Consider the following 19,431-nt stretch of genomic DNA (forward strand, 5'->3'; position numbering starts at 1 on the left):
CAACGGGAGCGGTTTATGAGTCAGGAAGAACAACTGTCTGCCGCCGACCTGGCGCTGGTGCAACTGGGACGGCGCTTGCAGGCTGACGGTTATCGATTCATTACCCCAACGCCTTTGACCCATCAGCGGGTCAACACCCGCGCCGAAGGCCGGCGGGCCGAGAACCTGCGCGATGTTTTTGGCTGGTCGCGGCCGTTTGAACCCGGGCTATTGTCAGCGGATGAACAACGCCAGTTGCAACAGGCGCAGGTGCTGGAGGAGTGCAGCGGGCGGCTGAAAAGTCGGGTGCGCTGGTCCAGCCTCGACGACTTGCTGTTCGTGCATTCGGCCTTTCCGACGGAGGCCGCCGATTCGGTGTTCTTCGGCCCCGACACCTATCGGTTCGCCCAACTGATTCATGCCCATCTGCAGCAGAATTTCGCTCCGATCAGGCGCGCTGTGGACATTGGCTGCGGCGCCGGTGTCGGTGCCATTCTGATTGCCCGCGCCCGTCGCGAAGCCGAAGTGTTGGCGCTGGACATCAACCCGGAGGCGCTGCGCATGACGGCCATCAACGCCGCGCTCGCCGAGGTGGTCAACGTCCACGTAGAGGCCAGCGATGTGCTGCAGGACGTCGACGGGTACTTTGACCTGATCGTTGCCAACCCACCCTACATGGCCGACCCGGCCGAGCGGGCCTATCGGCATGGCGGTGGCGCGTTGGGCGCGGAGTTGTCACTGCGGATTGTCGAGCAGGCACTCGGTCGGTTGGCGCCGGGCGGCTCGTTGCTGCTGTACACCGGCGCGGCAATGGTCGATGGCCGCGACCCATTTCTGGAGGCCCTCGCTCCGCGTCTGGAGGCACCGGGGTTCGGCTGGACGTATCGCGAACTCGATCCCGATGTGTTCGGTGAAGAGTTGTTGACCCCAGGTTATCAACGGGTGGAACGGATTGCCGTCGTCGCGCTGACCGTGACGCGTCTCGGCCCAGGCATTGGGGGAAACGTTGATGAGCAGGCGCCTGAACTTCGGGATTGAAGAAGAATACTTCCTCACTGACCTCGTCACTCGGCGTATGCCCGGGCAACCCGATGCCCAGGCGATCGAGGCGTGCAGGGCGGCGTTGGGCCAGTCGTTCGCCTATGAAATGTTCCAGGGGCAGATTGAAGTCGCCTCACCGGTTTTCAGCAGCTTGCCGGACGCCGCCGATTACCTGGCCACCACCCGCAGTGCCCTGAGGCGTGCTCTGGAGCCGTTCGGCCTGGGCCTGCTCAGCGCCGGCAGTCACCCCTTGGCGGATTGGCGGATTCAGCAACCGACCGACCGACCAGGCGCATTTTCATCAGCTGTTCGATGACTACCAACGAGTGGCCCGGCGCAGTGTGTTGTCCGGGCTGCATGTGCATGTCGAAGTGCCCGGTCATCTGGATCGTATTCGGGTCATGAACGAAGTCTTGCCGTGGGTACCACTGTTGTTGGCGCTCAGTACCTCTTCACCGTTTTGGGAGGGTGAGGACAGCGGTTTCATGAGCTATCGCCAAGTCGCCTGCGATGAGTGGCCGCGCATGGGCATTCCGGAGTTTTTCGAGGATCAGGATGCGTTCGACGACTACGTCGCGCTGATGACCCGCACCGGTTCGATCCGGCAACCCAGCGACTGTTGGTGGAGCGTGCGCCCGGCCGCGCGGTTTCCCACGCTGGAGCTGCGTATCACCGACGCCTGCCCGCGGCTGGACGAGGCGCTGTGCATCGCGTCGCTGTTTCGCCTGATGGTCGCTGATGCCATCACGCAGCCGCTGCCCGGGACGAAGTTCACTCGCGCGGCTTACTGGGTCCTCAAGGAAAACCGTTGGCGCGCCAAGCGCTACGGCATTCACGGCACCTTCATTGGCAAGGACCACGAGCCGACGATTTCGGTCGAGCAATGGCTGACCCTGGCGCAAGCGACGTTTGCCGAAACCGCGCAGCAACTGGGCGTGCAAGACGTCTTCAAACAGGCCCGGCGCATGCTGATCGAAGGCACCAGCGCGGATCGGCAACGGTACGCGGTGGAACAGGCATTGCGCGACGGACGCTTGATGCCCGAGGCGTTGGCGCGAGCTGTCGATCAACTGCTGATGGAAACCGGCGAGCAACCTTGCGCCAGCCCGGCCCCGCAACGGAGCTATGACACCAAGTTTAAATAGTTGATTATCTAGCCACGGCGGTACCGCTGAGGCCGTTGCTAAAGCGTAAGACGATGACACCACCAATCGCAGCCAGAAACGAACCGCTCAATACCCCAACTTTAACTTCATCGACCAGATGAGGTGAGCCAGGGAATGCCAAATTGCCAATAAACAGACTCATGGTGAAACCGATTCCGCACAGGAGCGCCACGCCGTATAGCTGCAACCAGTTGCTCCCTGCTGGCATCTTGGCCAAGCCCAAACGAATAGACAGTGCAGCCAATAGAAAAACACCAACCTGCTTGCCCACCAACAAGCCCAGCGCTACACCCAGCGGAATCGGACCGACCAGGTTCTCCGTGGAAATTCTGGCCAATGAAACACCTGCGTTGGCGAAGCCAAAGACAGGCACTACGGCAAACGCTACCCATGGATGCAGTTTCTCTTCGAGGAACATCAATGGGGAATGAGCTTCTTCTTCCGGCCTACCCATGGGGATGCACAGGGCCAGTGTGACACCCGCTAGCGTCGCATGTACCCCCGATTGCAGGACGAAGAACCACAATACGCCGCCGACCAAGAGATACGGAAACAGTCGTCTGACGCGTAGCCTATTCATGGCTGTCAGAATGACCAGGGTCGTGAGCGAGGCCAGCAACATCGGAGTGGAAAGGTCCGAGGTGTAGAAAAAGGCAATGATGATCACAGCACCGAGGTCGTCAATAATCGCTAAGGCCATGAGGAACACTTTCAGCGAAATAGAAACTCGTTTGCCCAGCAGCGACAACACCCCCAAGGCAAATGCGATATCGGTAGCCGCAGGGATGGCCCACCCAGCCATGTTCTCAGGATTGCCCCAGTTGATCGCGATGTAGACGAACGCCGGAACAACCATACCGCCTAAAGCAGCAAATCCCGGCAAGGCGCGCTGGCCCCAAGTGGAAAGTCCACCCGCCAGCACTTCTCTTTTGATCTCAAGGCCGACCATCAGGAAGAAGATCGTCATCAGGCCGTCATTAACCCAGTGTTGGACAGACAAACCCGACCAGACGGTCTGCAGGAGCGCAAAGTAACGCTCGGATAGAGGTGAGTTAGCAACAATCAGAGCCGCCAGAGCTGCGGCCATCAGGACGAGACCTCCAGCAGCTTCCGAGGAGAGGTATCGGGCCAGAATGGCAACTGCCCCAGGGGTTTCGGCTGTTGTTTGATGCTTGGTCATCAACGCCCCAGGGATCGCTTAAAAAGGCAATATATTAATATCTGACTGCATTAAACAGCCTGAAACAGTGAATGCTCAACGCTGCAGCCCAGTATTAACGTTCTTGTCCCATCTGCTCGAATATCCGGGCAGTCACCCATCGATTGGTATTGCGAACCTGCTCATCGTACTCCTGCAGCGCCATCCTTGGTGGCTGGCGCTCCCGATTTACTGGCACCCTGATCGACCTTCAGTTTTTGGGCAGCAGCAAATGCACGCAGAGGAGTGGCTAGAAGGTGACGTTGTCCATATCCCACCCCGGATGGCAGGACTTACCCAGCTCGATCTGGGCGGACAGAAACTGCTCGCGGCTCCAGGACGGCACGCATTGCAACAACTACATGCGACTACTTTCAATAGGTAGGGTCTTGGCACAAAAAGGCCAATTTCAAATATTCCTAATAGTGGGCACTCTGAGCAATATCAGGACGCCAACACAATGAAAGTTATCTGAAAGACAATCAAAATGGCTTACGTTGAAAAATATCTTGTCACACTACTGGTCGTTGATAAGTTGACTTAAATCAATGGCTATCAAGCTGTTGATTGCACCTGTTTCTTGTTTCGTATCATCTTGACGGTAATGATTATTTAAGAGCAATCGATGAATTTTCAGCATCCGAGAAACCCACACTCCACTCATCGTCACCTCAGCTTGTAACAGGCAGGTCCACATCAGGAGCTGTGCGCATAGGAGATACATATTGATGAAGCAGGTGGTCGACGCAGCAGCTGAGCAAACATCAATTCCCACGCAGTCCATGGCCTGGCATACCCTGCCTGCAGAGCAGGTGACGAACCTGCTTAAGGTTAATGAGCATCTCGGACTGGAGACCGCCGAAGTTCAAGCCCGGCTCGTCCATACCGGTTTCAATCGGCTGCCAGAAGCAGCGCGGCGACCAGCGTGGCTGCGTTTCCTGCTGCAATTTCACAACATTCTGATTTATGTCCTTCTAGGATCTGCTGCGATTACCGCGATGCTGCAACATCTGTGGGATACGGTGGTGATTCTTGCAGTGGTTGTTGCAAATGCAATCATTGGCTACGTGCAGGAAGGCAAAGCAGAAAAAGCCATGGACGCCATCCGGCAGATGTTGGCACCGCATGCAGCAGTGCTTCGTGCAGGCGAACGCCTGAGTGTCGTGGGCGAGGAGTTGGTGCCTGGCGATATCGTATTGCTGGAGGCGGGAGACAAAGTCCCAGCTGATCTGCGCCTGCTGCACGCGAACAGACTACAGATTCAAGAAGCCATTCTTACCGGTGAATCCGTACCAGTAGAAAAACACACCGAACCGGTGCCCCTTGCTGCAGCACTGGGTGATCGTACCTGTATGGCGTTCAGCGGTACGCTCGTGAGTTGCGGACAAGCAAAAGGGATTGTAGTTGCGACCGCTGCGGCAGCCGAAATTGGACGCATCAGCAGCCTGCTGTCTGGAGTAGAAACGCTGACCACACCGCTGGTGCAGCAAATGAACGTATTTGCCCGCTGGCTGACGATCCTGATCCTGTTAATCGGTGGTCTGTTGCTCGTGTTCGGCCATTATGTCGGGCACTACGCATTCACCGAGATATTCATGGTCGTGGTGGGGATGTCGGTAGCGGCGATACCTGAAGGGCTACCCGCCGTCCTTACTATTACGCTGGCTGTCGGAGTACGGGCAATGGCTCACCGCAACGCCATCGTGCGTCGCCTGCCTGCCATCGAAACGCTAGGTTCGGTATCCGTCATCTGCACTGACAAGACTGGCACGCTCACCCGCAACGAGATGATGGTGGCGTCGGTAGTCACCAGTGATCTCATCTTCACGGTCGACGGTGCAGGTTATCAGCCTGCGGGAAACATGAACCTCGCTGATCAGTTGATCGACACAGCGAATCACCCGACGTTGGCAGAATTAGGGCTGGCCGCCAGTCTCTGCAACGATGCCGTGCTGCGCCTGCATGAAGACTTATGGAAGGTCGAGGGGGACCCGATGGAGGGTGCCTTGCTGGCGTTTTCCGCAAAAACCGGAATCGATAGCGATGAAGAGCGTCGCACCTGGACCCGCACCGATGCCATCCCATTTGACGCGAAACATCGCTTTATGGCGACGTTGCATCACAACCATGATCGGCATGCCACCATTTACGTGAAAGGCGCTCCGGAGCAGATTCTGGCTATGTGCACGCAGCAGCGGGTCAACGATGGCGGGACTGACCTGCTCGATGCTGACTATTGGCACGAACAGGCGAATACCATCGCTAGCAAAGGGCAGAGGGTATTGGCATTTGCAATGAGATCGGTACGGCCCGAACACACCGTGCTGGAATTTGGTGACGTACATAAAACATTGACCTTGCTAGGCATGGTCGGAATGATTGACCCGCCTCGACCAGAGACGATACAGGCTGTCAGGCAATGCCAGGCGGCGGGCATTGTCGTGAAAATGATCACCGGGGATCACGCCGGCACCGCCTCCGCCATTGGCGGTCAGATTGGTTTGGAAAATCCCGAGAAAGTACTGACCGGCATCGATCTGGACACCCTGAATGATGTCGTCCTCAAGGAGGCGTTAAAGGATGTCAATATCTTCGCTCGCACCAGCCCGGAACATAAACTCAGGCTGGTGATGTTGCTGCAATCGAACGACATGACAGTCGCCATGACCGGCGATGGCGTCAATGACGCTCCAGCGTTAAAACGTGCCGATGCCGGAATCGCCATGGGAGGGAAAGGCAGCGAAGCTGCCAAGGAAGCTGCCGATCTGGTTCTGGCAGATGACAACTTCGCGTCCATCGTTGCTGCGGTGCGCGAAGGCCGGACAGTCTACGACAATATCAAGAAAGTGCTGAGTTGGACGCTGCCCACCAATGCTGGCGAGACCATGACCATCATCGTCGCGCTGCTTTTGGGTATTACGCTGCCGGTGACGCCGATCCAGATTCTGTGGATCAATCTGATTACCGCAGTGACGCTAGGCATCGCACTGGCGTTCGAACCTACCGAAGAAAACACCATGCGCAGGCCACCCCGTTCACGGCAAGAGCCCCTTATAAGCGGTGCTTTAGTCTGGCATATGGTGCTTGTTTCTGTTCTGTTTCTCTGCGGCGTGTACGGTATTTTTTCGTATGCGCTCGACCGTGGCTACTCAGTGGAGTTGGCCCGAACCATTGCGGTCAACACGTTGGTTGTGATGGAAATATTCCATCTATTCTTCATTCGCAATCTCTACGGCACATCGCTTACCTGGAAGGGCGTTCGAGGAACCAAGGTCATGTGGATGACCGTCTCAGTAATTACCTTCGCTCAGTTTGCCATCACGTATGCACCTCCTCTGCAAAAGATCTTTGCAACTGAGGCGATCCCTTTTTTTGATGGACTACTGATCATCGGCGTGGGCGTTGCGTTTTTTGCCATTATTGAGATCGAAAAACAGATTCGAATCCGTTTGTCCGAGTAGTACTCGGTTGCAAACTGGCTCCATACTATTGGAGCGGAATCTGAAATTTCCCCCCAAGCTCCAAGGCGGTTCGCGTGGGGAAAGCTGGAGGACAAGCCTCTTCAGGCCTCTGAAAAAAGGATCTGGCAATGCATAAAATTCTTGTTGCTATCGACGGTTCCGAGCATTCAGAGCGCGCAGTGCTTTACCTTATCGGACTGATCCAGGATGGTGGATTGCTGGGGGGAAGTGTTGAGGTACATCTGGTGAATGTGCAGCCACTGTTACCGACACGAGTCGCACAAGACATGGCAGGGGATGAACTGGATCGCTACTACGATGAAAAAAGTGCTGAAGATTCACAAAAGGCAATCGCTCTTCTGAAACAAGAAGGCATTGCATTCACATTCCACACGCTGCGGGGTGACGCGGCCAGCAAAATCGTAGTTGCCTCACAATCTTTAGGATGTGACAGCATCATTTTAGGTTCACATGGTAACGGTTTCCTGGCAGGAATCTTTCTGGGGTCCGTTGCGGCTAAAGTGGTTCAGCTCTCGAGCATTCCTATCACGCTAGTAAAATAAGGGTTCGTGAGTTGCTTGATCACTCGGCGCCTTAGCCAGGTTTTCAAAAGCCGGCTTAGGGAAAAGTTATTGATCGGGCCTAACCCGCAGGACCATAAATCCTTTTGCTCATCGGAAATCTGGTTGACAACTTTTGAATTGAATGCGGAATCGACAAAGTCTTTACAGCGACCAGTCATCATCTAGCCTAGAAGTAAGCTTCCAGGTCCTCTGTGTTATGGGCGAAGTCGCATCGGGCACCCGAAAGGGTGGCCGGCCCTCGTGGTCGGTACGCCAACCTTCGCGGCTTTGCCCCCCCATTTGCCTGGTGAGCAGCGCTCTGTATTTTCGATAGAGTTCCATGAGCGAACGATCCTCTGTAATACCTCAATATCTGTGAAAGCAACGTCCAGCCGCGGCTGATGCCACAGTCTGCGCCAGCCAGCCAGGCGAACTGTAGCCGCGACGTTTATCAGTTAACGCCGACGAGTCAGCAGCATGATCGCTCTGATCGATCTAATGTTCAGAATCGCCCCTATCTGCATAGGCAACGGACTAACCGTTGCTCCTGCATCGCCCATGACTGACTCAACTACGCTTTAAGTGAGGGTTGCAGGCTGTCATACCCGCAACCGGGAGGTCCCGTGAACAGTCACTGGTGGTGCCGCCTGCTCTTGTTAATAGTGCTGATCGGGTTACCGGCGGGTTCGACGACGGCTGCAGGCAGTGTCGTGGTACTGACCGTCAACGATGCCATTGGTCCGGCCAGTGCCGACTACGTGGAGCGCGGCCTGGCGCGTGCAGTCACCGAAGGCGCGCAGTTGGTCGTTATCCGCCTCGACACCCCCGGCGGGCTGGACACTTCGATGCGCTTGATCATCAAGGCGATTCTGGCCAGCCCCTTGCCAGTGGCCAGTTTCGTCGCCCCCAGTGGCGCACGCGCGGCCAGCGCCGGCACCTATATCCTATATGCCAGCCACATTGCCGCCATGACCCCGGGCACCAATCTGGGCGCCGCTACGCCGGTGCAGATCGGCGGTCTGCCCGGGACCGCGCCCGAATCGCCGGACCCACCCACCACCGACAAAAATTCTCCGCGGGAGCAGCAGGACACCTTGACTCGCAAACAGATCAACGATGCGGCGGCTTACATCCGTGGCCTTGCGCAACTACGCGGACGCAATGCCGACTGGGCCGAACAAGCTGTACGGGAATCGCTCAGCCTGTCGGCCCACGAAGCGCTCAAACTCAAGGTGGTCGATTATGTGGCCAATGACGTGGCAGACCTGCTCAAGCAACTGGACGGCAAGAGCCTAAATGTTGCCGGTCAAACGTTGAGGCTGAGCACCGCCGGGGCTGCGCTCATCGACCGTCCGCCTGATTGGCGCACACAACTGCTGGCGGTGATCACCAACCCCAGCGTGGCGTTGCTGCTGATCATGTTCGGGGTCTATGGCTTGATATTCGAGTTCATGAACCCTGGGTCGGGCGTTGGTGGGGTGCTAGGTGGCATCTGCCTGTTGCTGGGGCTGTATGCCCTGCAACTGTTGCCCGTGAATTACGCCGGGGTCGGACTGATTCTGCTAGGGATCGCCTTCATGATCGCCGAGGCGTTTCTACCGAGTTTCGGTGTAATCGGCTTCGGTGGGGTGGTTGCTTTTGTAGTCGGCGCAGTGATTTTGATAGACACCGATGTACCGGGCTTCGGCATTCCGTTGACGCTGATCATCGGCATGGCACTGATCAGTGCCCTGTTGCTGATGACTCTGGTCGGCATGGCGCTCAAGGCCAGACGCCGTGCTCTGGTCAGCGGCGATGCAGGCTTGGTCGGCAGCCTGGCGACGGTGACGGGGCTGCTGCCGGGTCTGCCCATGAGCGGCTGGGTGCAACTGCAGGGCGAAAAATGGCAGGTTCAGAGCAACTTGCCCCTGCACTTGGGCCAACAGGTCCGAGTGGTGGCGCGCACCGGGGTGATGCTGGATGTCATTGCGCTGGATGAAACGCCACCGCGAGAAGGTTAATTCAAGTCCCTCAAAGCGGGCTTTGGCGTGCTGCCAGCCCTGCGCTGCATCCGCCAAGGGCGGCGGAACCTTCTCATACCTGACAAGGGTCACAAGCAAATAGCAGATCGAATTTTGTCTTCACTCCCGTGGAGCTCACATGGAAAAGCCACTCGAGAAGTACCGTGACATGAGAGACTTCGAAGAAAGTCCCGAACCCCCCGGTATTGCCAAACCTGCGAGAGGCAAACGCAAGGGCCAAGCGCACGCGCTACAGTATTGCATTCAAAAGCATGACGCCTCACACCTGCATTATGACTTTCGCCTGGAACTCGATGGCGTGCTGAAAAGTTGGGCCGTGCCCAAGGGGCCATCGCTGGACCCCAAGGTCAAGCGCCTGGCCATCCACGTCGAAGACCATCCGCTGGATTACGCCACGTTCGAGGGCACCATTCCCGAAGGGCATTACGGCGCCGGCGATGTGATCGTCTGGGACCGTGGGGTGTGGATTCCCCAGGACGATCCGGCCAAGGCATACACCAAGGGCCGGCTGAAATTCGAGCTGAAAGGAGAAAAGCTTGGCGGCCTGTGGAACCTCGTGCGCACGCACATGCCGGGCAAGCAGGAGCAGTGGTTTCTGATCAAACATCAAGACAGCGCCGCCAGACCCGACAGCGAATACGACGTGGTCACCGCCGAGCCGGACAGCGTGCTCAGCGACCGCAGCATCGTGGAAAAAAAGCACGGCGCTGAAAAGCCCAAACCGATCAAGAAAGCCCCGGCCAAGGTGCGTAAGGAAAAGTCGACACAACTGACGGGTGCGCGCAAAGCCAAGCTGCCGGAGCTGCTCAAACCTGAACTGGCAACGCTGGTCGAGTCCGCGCCGAGTGGCGAATGGAGCTATGAGATCAAATTCGACGGCTACCGGATCATGGCGCGTATCGACCATGGCAACGTCAAACTCTTCACCCGCAACGGTCACGACTGGACCCACAAATTACCCGGGCAAGCTGAGGCACTGGCAGCGCTGGGTCTGGAGTCGGCCTGGCTCGACGGCGAAATGGTGGTGGCCAACGAGCAGGGCGTTCCGGATTTTCAGGCGCTGCAAAACGCGTTCGATTCCGGCCGAAGTGGCAACATCGTTTACTACCTGTTCGACTTGCCCTACCTCAACGGCGTGGACCTGCGCGAAGTGCCTGTCGAGGAGCGCAGGGCGGCGCTGGCGACCGTGCTCAAGCCCAATGAAAACCCGCTGTTGCGATTCTCCGACGCCTTCGGCGAATCCCCGGAGGCCTTGCTCAACAGCGCCTGTGAAATGCAGATGGAGGGGCTGATCGGCAAACGCCTGGGGTCACCTTACGTGTCTCGGCGCACCAATGACTGGATCAAGCTCAAGTGCAAGCATCGGCAGGAATTCATCGTGGTCGGCTTCACCGACCCCAAAGGCGCGCGCAGTGCCTTTGGCGCGTTGTTGCTGGGGTTGCACGACCGCGACAGCGGTGAATTGCGCTATGCCGGCAAGGTTGGCACCGGGTTCAACGAGGCAACGCTCAAGCGCATTCACGAACAATTGAAACCGCTGCAGACGAAAAAGCCATCGGTGGTCAATCCGCCCAGCGGTTTTGAAGCCAAAGGTGTGCATTGGCTTAAACCCACACTGCTGGCGGAAGTGGCCTTCGCCGAAATGACCAAGGACGGTTCGGTGCGCCACGCCGTGTTCCATGGTTTGCGTGATGACAAGCCTGCCGAAGACATCACCGAGGAGTTGCCGAAAACCGTGAACACTTCAGCCTCGAAAGCAGCGAAGAAGAAATCCGTCGCTGAGAAGCCTGACACCGCCGCCCCAAAAACCGCCCCGTCGACTGCTGCGCCGTCGCAGATCGGCCTGGCCGGTGGCAAGGTGCGCATCACGCACCCGGACCGGGTGATCGACGCCAGCAGCGGCACCACCAAGATGCAACTGGCGGAGTACTACGCCAGCGTCGCCGAGTGGATTTTGCCGCAACTCAAGGACCGGCCCGTGGCATTGGTGCGCGCACCGGACGGGATCGCCGGCGAACTGTTCTTTCAGAAGAACGCCGAACGCCTGGCCATTCCGGGGATTGTGACCCTGGACAAGGAGCTGACGGGCCAACCGGTGATGATCATCAACAACGCCAAAGCACTGATCGGCGCGGTGCAGATGAGTACGGTGGAACTGCACACCTGGAACGCCACGTCAGTCGATCTGGATAGACCTGATCGCTTTGTCCTCGATCTCGACCCGGATCCGGCGTTGCCCTGGAAAAGCATGATCGAAGCGACTCAGCTAACCCTCACGGTGCTGGATGAACTGGGCCTCAAGGCGTTTCTCAAAACCAGCGGCGGCAAGGGGATTCACCTGATCGTACCGCTGACCCGCAAACACGGCTGGGACGAGGTCAAGGACTTCAGCCACGCGATTGTCAGTCACATGGCCAAATTACTGCCGGATCGCTTTTCTGCAGTGTCCGGACCGAAAAACCGCGTCGGGCGTATCTTCATCGACTACCTGCGCAACGGTCTGGGCGCCACCACTATTTGCGCCTACGCCGTGCGCACCCGCGAAGGGCTGCCGGTGTCGGTGCCGATCTTTCGGGAAGAGGTTGCCGAGCTCAAGGGCGGCAATCAATGGAACGTGCACAACGTGCATGAACGCCTGGCCGAGATTGGTGACGAACCCTGGGCCGACCTGAAGAAAACCCGACAGACGATTACTGCCGACATGCGGCGGCGGGTGGGGATGAAAAAGTAGTGATTCAGAAGGAAGGCGGCGAGGGTCGCTCGCCGCCTCGACGACTACTGTTTGCCGACTGCGGCAGCCAGCAGCGGAGCCACCTGTTCATCGGTCAATGCCGCGTGGACTTCCATGCTCATGAGGTCGCTCCATTCCAGCACCCACTTCTGTATCGACACCGGATCACTGGCCTCAGCAACGCCAAAACCGCTCGCGCCGCCGACGGCATGCCAGCGCCCCAGCATCTTGACGCCTTCGGGTGGCGCGCCACCGGTCTTGAGAAAACGTTCAATCGTGTTGTTACGATGTTGCGGACTAATGGACCACCTGACGATGAATAACATTTGCCACCTCCTGCTACGGATTGGCACCTTTATGTTCGCGTACCTGGCTGGCGCCGGGGCCACGGTCACGCGTTTTTTTCAGCTCCATCCTGGCTGGCCTGAAACGCTTGCTCCCATGAAAAGGCATAGCAGCGGCCCGCGCTTGGCGTACGACCGCTGATCCTCTTTCAGGCATTTGAAACGAACATATCGGGATAACAGCGCAAACCATCAGGCATCACGCAACAAGTCGTTGGCATTGAGCAACTCGTAGGCAATCTCCGGGCGCTTCTCCAGCCCTCGACGAATCGCTGCCGGAATCGACTGACGGGTTTTACGACACAGACCCGGCAGCTCGCCGAGGGTGATGTTGATGCCGCGCATGGTGCGCACTTCATTGAAGCCCGGGACGATCTCCACACGCAGACCCAACTGTTCGTACATCCGCCGTTGCAGACGCTCCAGATCGCTCAGGCTCTGGAGATTCTCCAGGCGTTCGATCAGGCGCTTTTCTTCCAACCGGGTCAGGCTCAGGATGCGCAAATCCGCGCCGGGGGTTTCCAGCAACGGCTCACGCTCACAGATGCAGGCACCGGGCGGGCAGGGTTGGCGGATCGGAAGAGAGGTCGTCATGGGGCTCAATCATAGAGCGCTATGGTCGGGTTTGCCCATGGGGTTGTTGTGCCGTTGAGCGCGATGTCCACATCCCGGGCTTGCTGGCCTCGGCTATGTGTTATCGCGGCTCTTGTATTTCGTACCAAGACGCTTTCGAGGATACGCAGGCATGTTTCTGCTTTTCGGCCAGGAATGGCGTATCCAGCGTACCTGTCGCGACCGAAATCCAGTCTGGAAACGATCCTTTCGAATCAGACCAGAACAACGAGGAGCCACAGTTGGAGCAGAACTGTCGCGTAACGCCTTCGGACGATTGATAGCCCTTGAGCGTCTCTGCGCTCGCCATGATCGAAACCGCTGACCTGGGGACGCTGGCATACAGATAGGAGGGTGGGGTTTGGGGAATGGTTGCTTTCGACTGTGGATTCAACCGGTTTCTGAAGCCATCCAGATCAAAAAATTACGCAACTGAGCTGTAAACTCTTTTGGCTTGGCGTACGGGTTCCTTGCCTGGGACAAGAAAAAAAACATCTGCATTCTCATACACGGGTAATGCTGAACAAACAGCTCGACATGTTCTTCCAGTGTTTGCGGCCACATCAGCTCCTGTTCAGAGCGAAGTACTTGAGTTGACCGGATGAGTTTGCGCGAGGCTTCGCGTTGCAAGCGTAGCGATTGCGTCGGTGTCGCCGCCTGATCGATAAGATCGGCATACCGGGTCAGTACGGATTCGAAGTCACCATTTATGGCAATGGCGATATCACGCGACGGCTTGAACCGGTCGAAGCGCCTGGTCAGATCATTGCCCCATAAGCAACGACAGTGATGCTTGAGCCAATACCCCCAGCTCAATCGATTGTCAGCCGCCAATACTTCAGAACGACTACCGATATCGAAATCGATCTTGATGACTTCGGTATGCCGACTTTCCAGCGTGCGCCTTTTCGACTCCAGCATTTCCAGATCCTGCGACGCAGGAGGGCTGTGCAGGATAAGGGTTAGATCCAGGTCGGAAACCCCCGGCACGGCGTCGCCTCTAGCGACGCTGCCATAAAGATAAATCCCGTCGAGCAGAGGTTCCGACCGAGTGAGCGTCATGCAAACATCCACCAGCAAATCCTGAAACTGTGGCTGCACTTCGACGTTGGGCACGGTGAGGATATAACCGTCTGCATCAATGCCACCAGGATGGAATCGTTCCATGAAGCCGTCCGTGAGTTGTGTTCAGAGAGGTATTTTAACAGAGCCAATAGTGTCGGCTTCTGGCCCAGAGTGTGTAAAAACGCTCATGGCCTCATCGTCTTGGATCATCGACCTTCGTTGGTCCGCTGTCTGCACGTTGTAGCCGACGATTCCGGTGCCGCGCGTCATTATGGAGCGAGCGTCTGGATCGGTCAGTGAGACCTGTTTATCCGGCGATTCATTGAGCTGGATTTCGATCGCTTGAAGCTCCTTCATTTGAGTTTTGAGCTTGGCGATTTTCTCTTCCAGCCGCACGGCGCGGGGCTCGGAAACTGTTGGTTCTTGCCGATCGGCAGCATCGAGTGCCGCCAGGTAACGGTTGATACTCGATTCAATTTCTTCCATTCGCCGCTTCAGTTTGGCGCTGGTGAAATTGCGGTCACGGTTGTTGACTGCCTTGAATTTACTGCCATCGATGGCGACCAGATGTTCTCCGAACAGTCCCAACTGCTGACACAGCACAACGAACTGGCGACAGACGCCTCGGATGGCCTTGCTGTTATCTTTTCGGAAGTTGGCGATGGTCTTGAAGTCCGGCATCAAACGCCCGGTCAACCACATCAGCTCAATGTTGCGTTGAGCTTCTCGTTCCAGCCGCCGGCTCGACTGAATGCGGTTGAGGTAGCCGTAGATGTAGATCTTCAGCAGGATTGCAGGGGGGTAAGCCAGCCGGCCTGTGTCAGCAGGAATAGCACCATCAAAACCCAGATTGACCAGGTCGAGTTCATCGACAAAGACGTCGACTACGCGCACCGGATTGGTATCGCTGACGTAGTCGTCGAGGCTTTCGGGAAGTAAGGTGCTTTGGTCTCGATGTTCACCTTGGATAAAGCGCTTCATGGGCGATCCTTGCGATGAAATCCCCACAAGGGTTCAAGAAAGCGTTTTTACACACTCTGGACCCATAGCGGTCATCAGTAAGCGTCGTCCTGTAGTGGACGGTATCCCGCAGGCAGCGACTGTAATTGACCAGCGCGCATTTTCCAGGCGCGGTTGATCGGGCTCTCAGGCTTCAATGCAAGGCGCTCGGCAACCAGTGCCTCGGCAAGTGTGCGGTTGCCAAGACGAATAGCGGCTTCGGTCAGCGTCCATGAGAAGACATCACGCTGCGCGTGACTACCGCCGAAGCGGTTGGCTTTGGCTCGTAGCGGCATCAACGACGCTATAGCCTGGGCATAATCCCCACGACCAAACGCCACCAACCCTTCGCACGCCGGCACACCAATCTCTCTACTCATCATGGCGTTGGTACCAGTGCCAGCAGCGGCCCGCTTCAGAGTATCCAGTTGCTGAGTTTGTGCACGGCTGTTTCCAGAACCCACGAATGACATCATCGCGTTCACGTCGTTAAAGGCGTAGAAGCCGTCTTCACAACGGGACTCCCATCTTTCGGCCAGTCCTTTCCACCGATCTCCAACGTCATGACCGAGCAGAGAGAGTCTCCAGAGCAGCGCTGATCCATCAAGTAGCTCAAGCGCTTGACCAAATCCACCCGCTGAAATGTCCTCATCAAAGAGACGAAACGCGCCCGCCACATCATTGGCCTCAAGGAGGAATAGCGCTTGGTGCCACCACAAATGGAAGGCAAACATGCTATTGGGAGCCCAAGCACTGGCGCTGGATGAAAGATACTTGGCCCCCTCTTCGCTACGGCCCTGCATTTCCATGACATGGGTGACGGCATGCACTGCCCAGCCATCCTGCGGGTTCAAGGCAACAGCCTCGCGCCCCTGCTCTTCGGCCTGCCGATAATCCCCTGCCTCTTCCAGGCCAAAGGCATACATCCCTTTCACAAAGCCAAAGCCAGGAATCTGGTTATCCCAGCGCGGCATCACACGAGCCACGCGATCACGCAGCATGTGCGAGTAACCTAGATAGAAGTCGCCCAAATGGGCGAATTGCAATGCCAGCAGATCGCGGGGGTGCTCCATCGAAACACGCCCCCAGGTTTCGATTGCCCGCTCCCAGTCGCCGTCGAACCAAGCGCGTACGGCATGGATATGCTGCCGCTCGCGATCATTCGCTTTCGGTGCCAACCGCTCTGCCGCGTCCAAACTTTTGAACAGCTCTGAGTCAAATGCTTTGTCGGTCGCAGTCGCAATCGCGCCAGCACGAAAGGCGTAGGCCAGCGCAAAATCCGGGTGCTCCGCGATAATTTTGTCAGCCGCAGCCAGAGGATCGGCCTGGTAGGCATGCAGCAAGTCGCAAGCTCTATCCAGAGCATCGATTGCCTCCTGCGAGCCATAGGAAACAGGATTGCCACGCTTGTCGCGTTTGCTCATGGTTTCCTCCTGACCACGCCCTAAGGGCATAAATGATCGAGATATGAAGGTCGCTCTCGATTGTCTCCCCGAATTTGGCTCAGAGACACTTTTCCGACGAAACGTGAATAGCCGCTTATGGCCGTTTTCTGCCTGTCACCACCGGCAGCTTATGGGATGAAAGCCTCCTCTGACGACTCGACTGCGTCGGCCAAAACCCATTGCTTGCGGCACGGAACCTCTCATCTTTGGCATGACCCACACGTCCACATTTTCAAATGTTTAGCTTCGAAGCAGGAAAGGCGTCACCCTCCCTAATCGACACGGCGAGACGTGTGAACTGCGGCAAGCGGCTTCCAACTAGCGATTCGTCTCACCAGGGTCTGTTGACGTTTCACTCCGAACCGCCGCGATCAGGGAAACACGACCGTCGCCGCGAGATACAGCAGCAACGCCAGCAGCAATACCACGGTGAAGCCCAAGTGGATCGCCAGCAGGGTCGCCAGCACGGCCGCCACCACCGATACGCTGGCGTTGATGCCCCAGGCGATCGGCACCAGTGCTTCGGCGCGCGCGGAGACGCGCCCCAGTCCGAGCGGAAACGGCATGCCCATGGCGAACGCCAGCGGCGCTACCAGTGCGGCGCAGATGCCGAACCTGGCGAAGGTCTGCACCGGCGCCAGCAGCTGGAACAACGGGGGCAGGGCGATCAGGTAGAGCAGGGCGATCGCGCAGATCGCCAGGACTGGCCGCGCGAGCGGATGATGGGACCCCTCACCACTTCCGATGTCCCCCCGCCGCCGGCCGGAGTAACGGCTGCCGAGGCCAGCGAAGATCAGGAACGCGCTGAGCGTTACCGCCACCGAATACAACGGGTGGCTGAGGAAAAGGGTGAACTTCTGGATGAAGGCGATTTCCACGAACATGAAGGCGAAGCCGATGGCGGCGAAGTAGGACACGACTCGAAGTTCGAACCTGGCCAACGTCGCACTCCGACAGTGCCGCTGGCGCCGCCGCGCCACCCATAGCGGTGCCAGTATCAGCAGCACGGCGGCCACGCTGGACTGCAGCAGCGTGGCGATCAGCACCGGATAGCCCCACTCCAGCATTGACAGGCCGCCCTGCGCCTTCAGCTCCAGCAGTTCCGGCAGCGAGCGCCACTTGAAGAAGTGGAAGAAATACGGCCGGTCATCCATGGTCGGACGCACGTCGAACTTGTAGCGTGCCAGGAACTCCGCGCGCTCGCCGGACAGCAGGGCCTGCGCCGCTTCGAAGAACCAGGGCCGGTCGAGCAGGTTGTAGCGGTTCGCCTCGGCCACGGTCATTCCGGGGTAGTAGGCCAGGTCGAAGGAGCGCGCCCGGCAGAACTCCCGCAGCACGGCGATGCCGGCGTCGTCGAAATCCCTGTTGCTGACCAGCAGCGTCGCAGTCTTCCAGCCGCGGATCATGACGATGCGGCGCGCCGCGCTGGCCTGCCCGTCGCGCTCGATGGCCGCGGCCGCGGTGGCCAGGAGCCTGGGAACATCGCGGGGCGGCAGTGTGACCCAGCGGGTGATGGCCAACAGGCCGCCGGGCGCGAGATGGTGCAGGTATTCGGCGAAGGCATCCACCGTGTACAGGTAGTTCTCGGACAGCGCATGCAGGCCGCCAGAGGCAGTGCCGAAGGAGTCCAGTAGGGCGATCTGGATCAGGTCGTAAGGCTCTCCGCGCGAAGCCACCAGACCGCGCGCCTCGCCGATCAGCACACGGACGTTAGGCGCGCTGTACGGCTTGCCGGAGAAGTCGGCGAAGCGGCGCTGGACCAGATCGATCACCTGCGGGTTCAGTTCGATGGCATCCACCGCGCTGGCGCCGTGGTAGATCGCCTGCAGCACATCGGCGCCGGCGCCGCTGCCCAGCACCAGCACGCGGGGTTGTCGCAGCAGGTGATAGGGCAGAGCCGAGGTCAGGTAGTCAAGATAGGCGAGCGGCTCGCGGCGCCCGTCATAGCGGTTCAGCACGGAAAGGCCGTCGCCGTCGGTGAAGATGGCCAGTTGTGCGGGCGGTTCCTGCGTCGCGTTGAGGCTTAGGCCCGGCGCGTGGCGCAAGGGAATGGTCGGGCTGTCGACGACCGTGAGCAAGCCCAGCGGACTCCAGGTCTGGGCGATTGCGCGCGCATCCTTAATACGCAGCGTCTGGCTCAGCTCCTTGTACTCGGAGGGCGACAGGGCGATCCAGCGTGCGGGCACGCCGGCCGGCACCGCGACCGCCGCCACCAGCAGCAATGGCGCGAGCCAGTGTCTATGCCCCGTGCAAGCCATGCCGGCCAGCGCCCCGGCGGCGATGCCGGTGCCGCCCAGCAGCCGCAGCGCATCGACAGGCGTCAGGGCGAAGAGCGCGGCGATGATCGCCAGGCTGCCCATGCCAGCGCCGAGAATGTCGAAGGCGTAGATCCGATGAATCTGTTCCTGATAGCAGGTGAAGGTCAGGCAGATGCACACCGCAGCGCAGAAGAACGGCACGAACAGCAGCAGGTAGATCATCAGCAGGCGCGCCGACTGCCGCGGGTCCCAGAGGATCTCGAGGGGATTGAACGGAACCTGCTGGGCCAGGCTGAAGCAGGCGATGGCACTCAGCCCGAACAGCACCGCCCCGCCGATGAACACGCCGTGGAAGCGCGGCGCCAGCACAGGCCGCGCCAGCGCCACGGCGGTGCCGGCAGCGCCGTAGCCGAGCAGCGCGACGCTGATCATCATGTAGGCGAAATGGTGCCACTGGATGATCGAAAGCAGTCGCAGCAGCAGCACCTCATAGCCGAGCGCGGAGGCAGACAGCAGCGCCAGGGCGAGCAAGGGCGGCGAATGCATGC

Annotated in this window: 11 protein-coding genes and 3 pseudogenes; 6 read left to right on the forward strand and 8 right to left on the reverse strand. The window is 58.4% G+C overall.

Going from position 1 to position 19,431, the window contains the following annotated elements:
* Positions 1–15 precede the first annotated feature (15 nt).
* Together PSH97_RS11360 and PSH97_RS11365 are read left to right on the forward strand one after the other, a co-directional pair.
* Positions 16–1,017, forward strand: coding sequence for a class I SAM-dependent methyltransferase (locus PSH97_RS11360; RefSeq protein ID WP_305449252.1), 1,002 nt, complete (start codon positions 16–18; stop codon positions 1,015–1,017).
* Positions 989–2,165, forward strand: a pseudogene (locus PSH97_RS11365) (carboxylate-amine ligase). Before PSH97_RS11360 ends, PSH97_RS11365 begins: the two are co-directional and overlap by 29 nt.
* A gap of 4 nt (positions 2,166–2,169) precedes the next feature.
* Here the strand turns inward: PSH97_RS11365 and nhaA are convergent.
* Positions 2,170–3,366, reverse strand: a complete 1,197-nt coding sequence (gene nhaA, locus PSH97_RS11370) for a Na+/H+ antiporter NhaA (protein WP_305449253.1) — start codon at positions 3,364–3,366, stop codon at positions 2,170–2,172.
* 746 nt (positions 3,367–4,112) lie between these two features.
* On the opposite strand from nhaA, the gene PSH97_RS11375 reads away from it, so the two are divergent.
* The 4 genes from PSH97_RS11375 (at position 4,113) to ligD (ending at position 12,160) form a co-directional block, all read left to right on the forward strand.
* Positions 4,113–6,845, forward strand: coding sequence for a cation-transporting P-type ATPase (locus tag PSH97_RS11375; RefSeq protein WP_305449254.1), 2,733 nt, complete (start codon positions 4,113–4,115; stop codon positions 6,843–6,845).
* Positions 6,846–6,973: 128 nt separating this feature from the next.
* Positions 6,974–7,408, forward strand: a complete 435-nt coding sequence (locus PSH97_RS11380) for a universal stress protein (RefSeq protein WP_305449255.1) — start codon at positions 6,974–6,976, stop codon at positions 7,406–7,408.
* Positions 7,409–8,031: 623 nt separating this feature from the next.
* Positions 8,032–9,408 carry an NfeD family protein gene (locus PSH97_RS11385; RefSeq protein ID WP_305449256.1) on the forward strand — a complete coding sequence of 459 codons (1,377 nt, stop codon included), beginning with the start codon at positions 8,032–8,034 and terminating at the stop codon, positions 9,406–9,408.
* A 139-nt stretch (positions 9,409–9,547) separates the two neighbouring features.
* Positions 9,548–12,160, forward strand: coding sequence for a DNA ligase D (gene ligD / locus PSH97_RS11390; protein WP_305449257.1), 2,613 nt, complete (start codon positions 9,548–9,550; stop codon positions 12,158–12,160).
* Between the two features lie 44 nt (positions 12,161–12,204).
* On the opposite strand, the gene PSH97_RS11395 is transcribed toward ligD, so the two are convergent.
* From PSH97_RS11395 to PSH97_RS11425, 7 genes and pseudogenes are all read right to left on the reverse strand, one after another.
* The gene (locus PSH97_RS11395) at positions 12,205–12,486 is read right to left on the reverse strand and encodes a DUF3303 domain-containing protein (protein ID WP_305449258.1); all 282 of its coding nucleotides are present in this window, start codon (positions 12,484–12,486) and stop codon (positions 12,205–12,207) included.
* Positions 12,487–12,696: 210 nt separating this feature from the next.
* Positions 12,697–13,098: a hypothetical protein gene (locus PSH97_RS11400; protein WP_305449259.1), complete on the reverse strand. Its 402-nt coding sequence runs from the start codon at positions 13,096–13,098 to the stop codon at positions 12,697–12,699.
* Positions 13,099–13,198: 100 nt separating this feature from the next.
* A pseudogene (locus tag PSH97_RS11405) lies at positions 13,199–13,459 on the reverse strand (GFA family protein); the annotation flags it as partial.
* Positions 13,460–13,506: 47 nt separating this feature from the next.
* Positions 13,507–14,283 (reverse strand): nucleotidyltransferase domain-containing protein, encoded by a 777-nt coding sequence (locus PSH97_RS11410; protein ID WP_305449260.1) that lies wholly within the window; start codon positions 14,281–14,283, stop codon positions 13,507–13,509.
* Positions 14,284–14,402: 119 nt separating this feature from the next.
* Positions 14,403–15,162: pseudogene (locus PSH97_RS11415) on the reverse strand (transposase); the annotation flags it as partial.
* Positions 15,163–15,236: 74 nt separating this feature from the next.
* Positions 15,237–16,604: a tetratricopeptide repeat protein gene (locus PSH97_RS11420; RefSeq protein WP_305449261.1), complete on the reverse strand. Its 1,368-nt coding sequence runs from the start codon at positions 16,602–16,604 to the stop codon at positions 15,237–15,239.
* 392 nt (positions 16,605–16,996) lie between these two features.
* On the reverse strand, positions 16,997–19,429 hold the full coding sequence (locus PSH97_RS11425; RefSeq protein ID WP_305449262.1) for a polyamine aminopropyltransferase: 2,433 nt from the start codon (positions 19,427–19,429) through the stop codon (positions 16,997–16,999).
* Positions 19,430–19,431: the final 2 nt, after the last annotated feature.

The sequence above is a fragment of the Pseudomonas cucumis genome, assembly GCF_030687935.1.
Lineage (GTDB): Bacteria > Pseudomonadota > Gammaproteobacteria > Pseudomonadales > Pseudomonadaceae > Aquipseudomonas > Aquipseudomonas cucumis.

Excerpts from the sequence above, each read along its gene's own strand:
- PSH97_RS11360 (WP_305449252.1), top strand. The coding sequence starts at position 16 with ATGAGTCAGGAAGAACAACTGTCTGCCGCCGACCTGGCGCTGGTGCAA.
- PSH97_RS11420 (WP_305449261.1), bottom strand. The coding sequence starts at position 16,604 with ATGAGCAAACGCGACAAGCGTGGCAATCCTGTTTCCTATGGCTCGCAG.
- PSH97_RS11375 (WP_305449254.1), top strand. The coding sequence starts at position 4,113 with ATGAAGCAGGTGGTCGACGCAGCAGCTGAGCAAACATCAATTCCCACG.
- nhaA (WP_305449253.1), bottom strand. The coding sequence starts at position 3,366 with ATGACCAAGCATCAAACAACAGCCGAAACCCCTGGGGCAGTTGCCATT.
- PSH97_RS11400 (WP_305449259.1), bottom strand. The coding sequence starts at position 13,098 with ATGACGACCTCTCTTCCGATCCGCCAACCCTGCCCGCCCGGTGCCTGC.
- PSH97_RS11410 (WP_305449260.1), bottom strand. The coding sequence starts at position 14,283 with ATGGAACGATTCCATCCTGGTGGCATTGATGCAGACGGTTATATCCTC.
- PSH97_RS11425 (WP_305449262.1), bottom strand. The coding sequence starts at position 19,429 with ATGCATTCGCCGCCCTTGCTCGCCCTGGCGCTGCTGTCTGCCTCCGCG.
- ligD (WP_305449257.1), top strand. The coding sequence starts at position 9,548 with ATGGAAAAGCCACTCGAGAAGTACCGTGACATGAGAGACTTCGAAGAA.
- PSH97_RS11395 (WP_305449258.1), bottom strand. The coding sequence starts at position 12,486 with ATGTTATTCATCGTCAGGTGGTCCATTAGTCCGCAACATCGTAACAAC.
- PSH97_RS11380 (WP_305449255.1), top strand. The coding sequence starts at position 6,974 with ATGCATAAAATTCTTGTTGCTATCGACGGTTCCGAGCATTCAGAGCGC.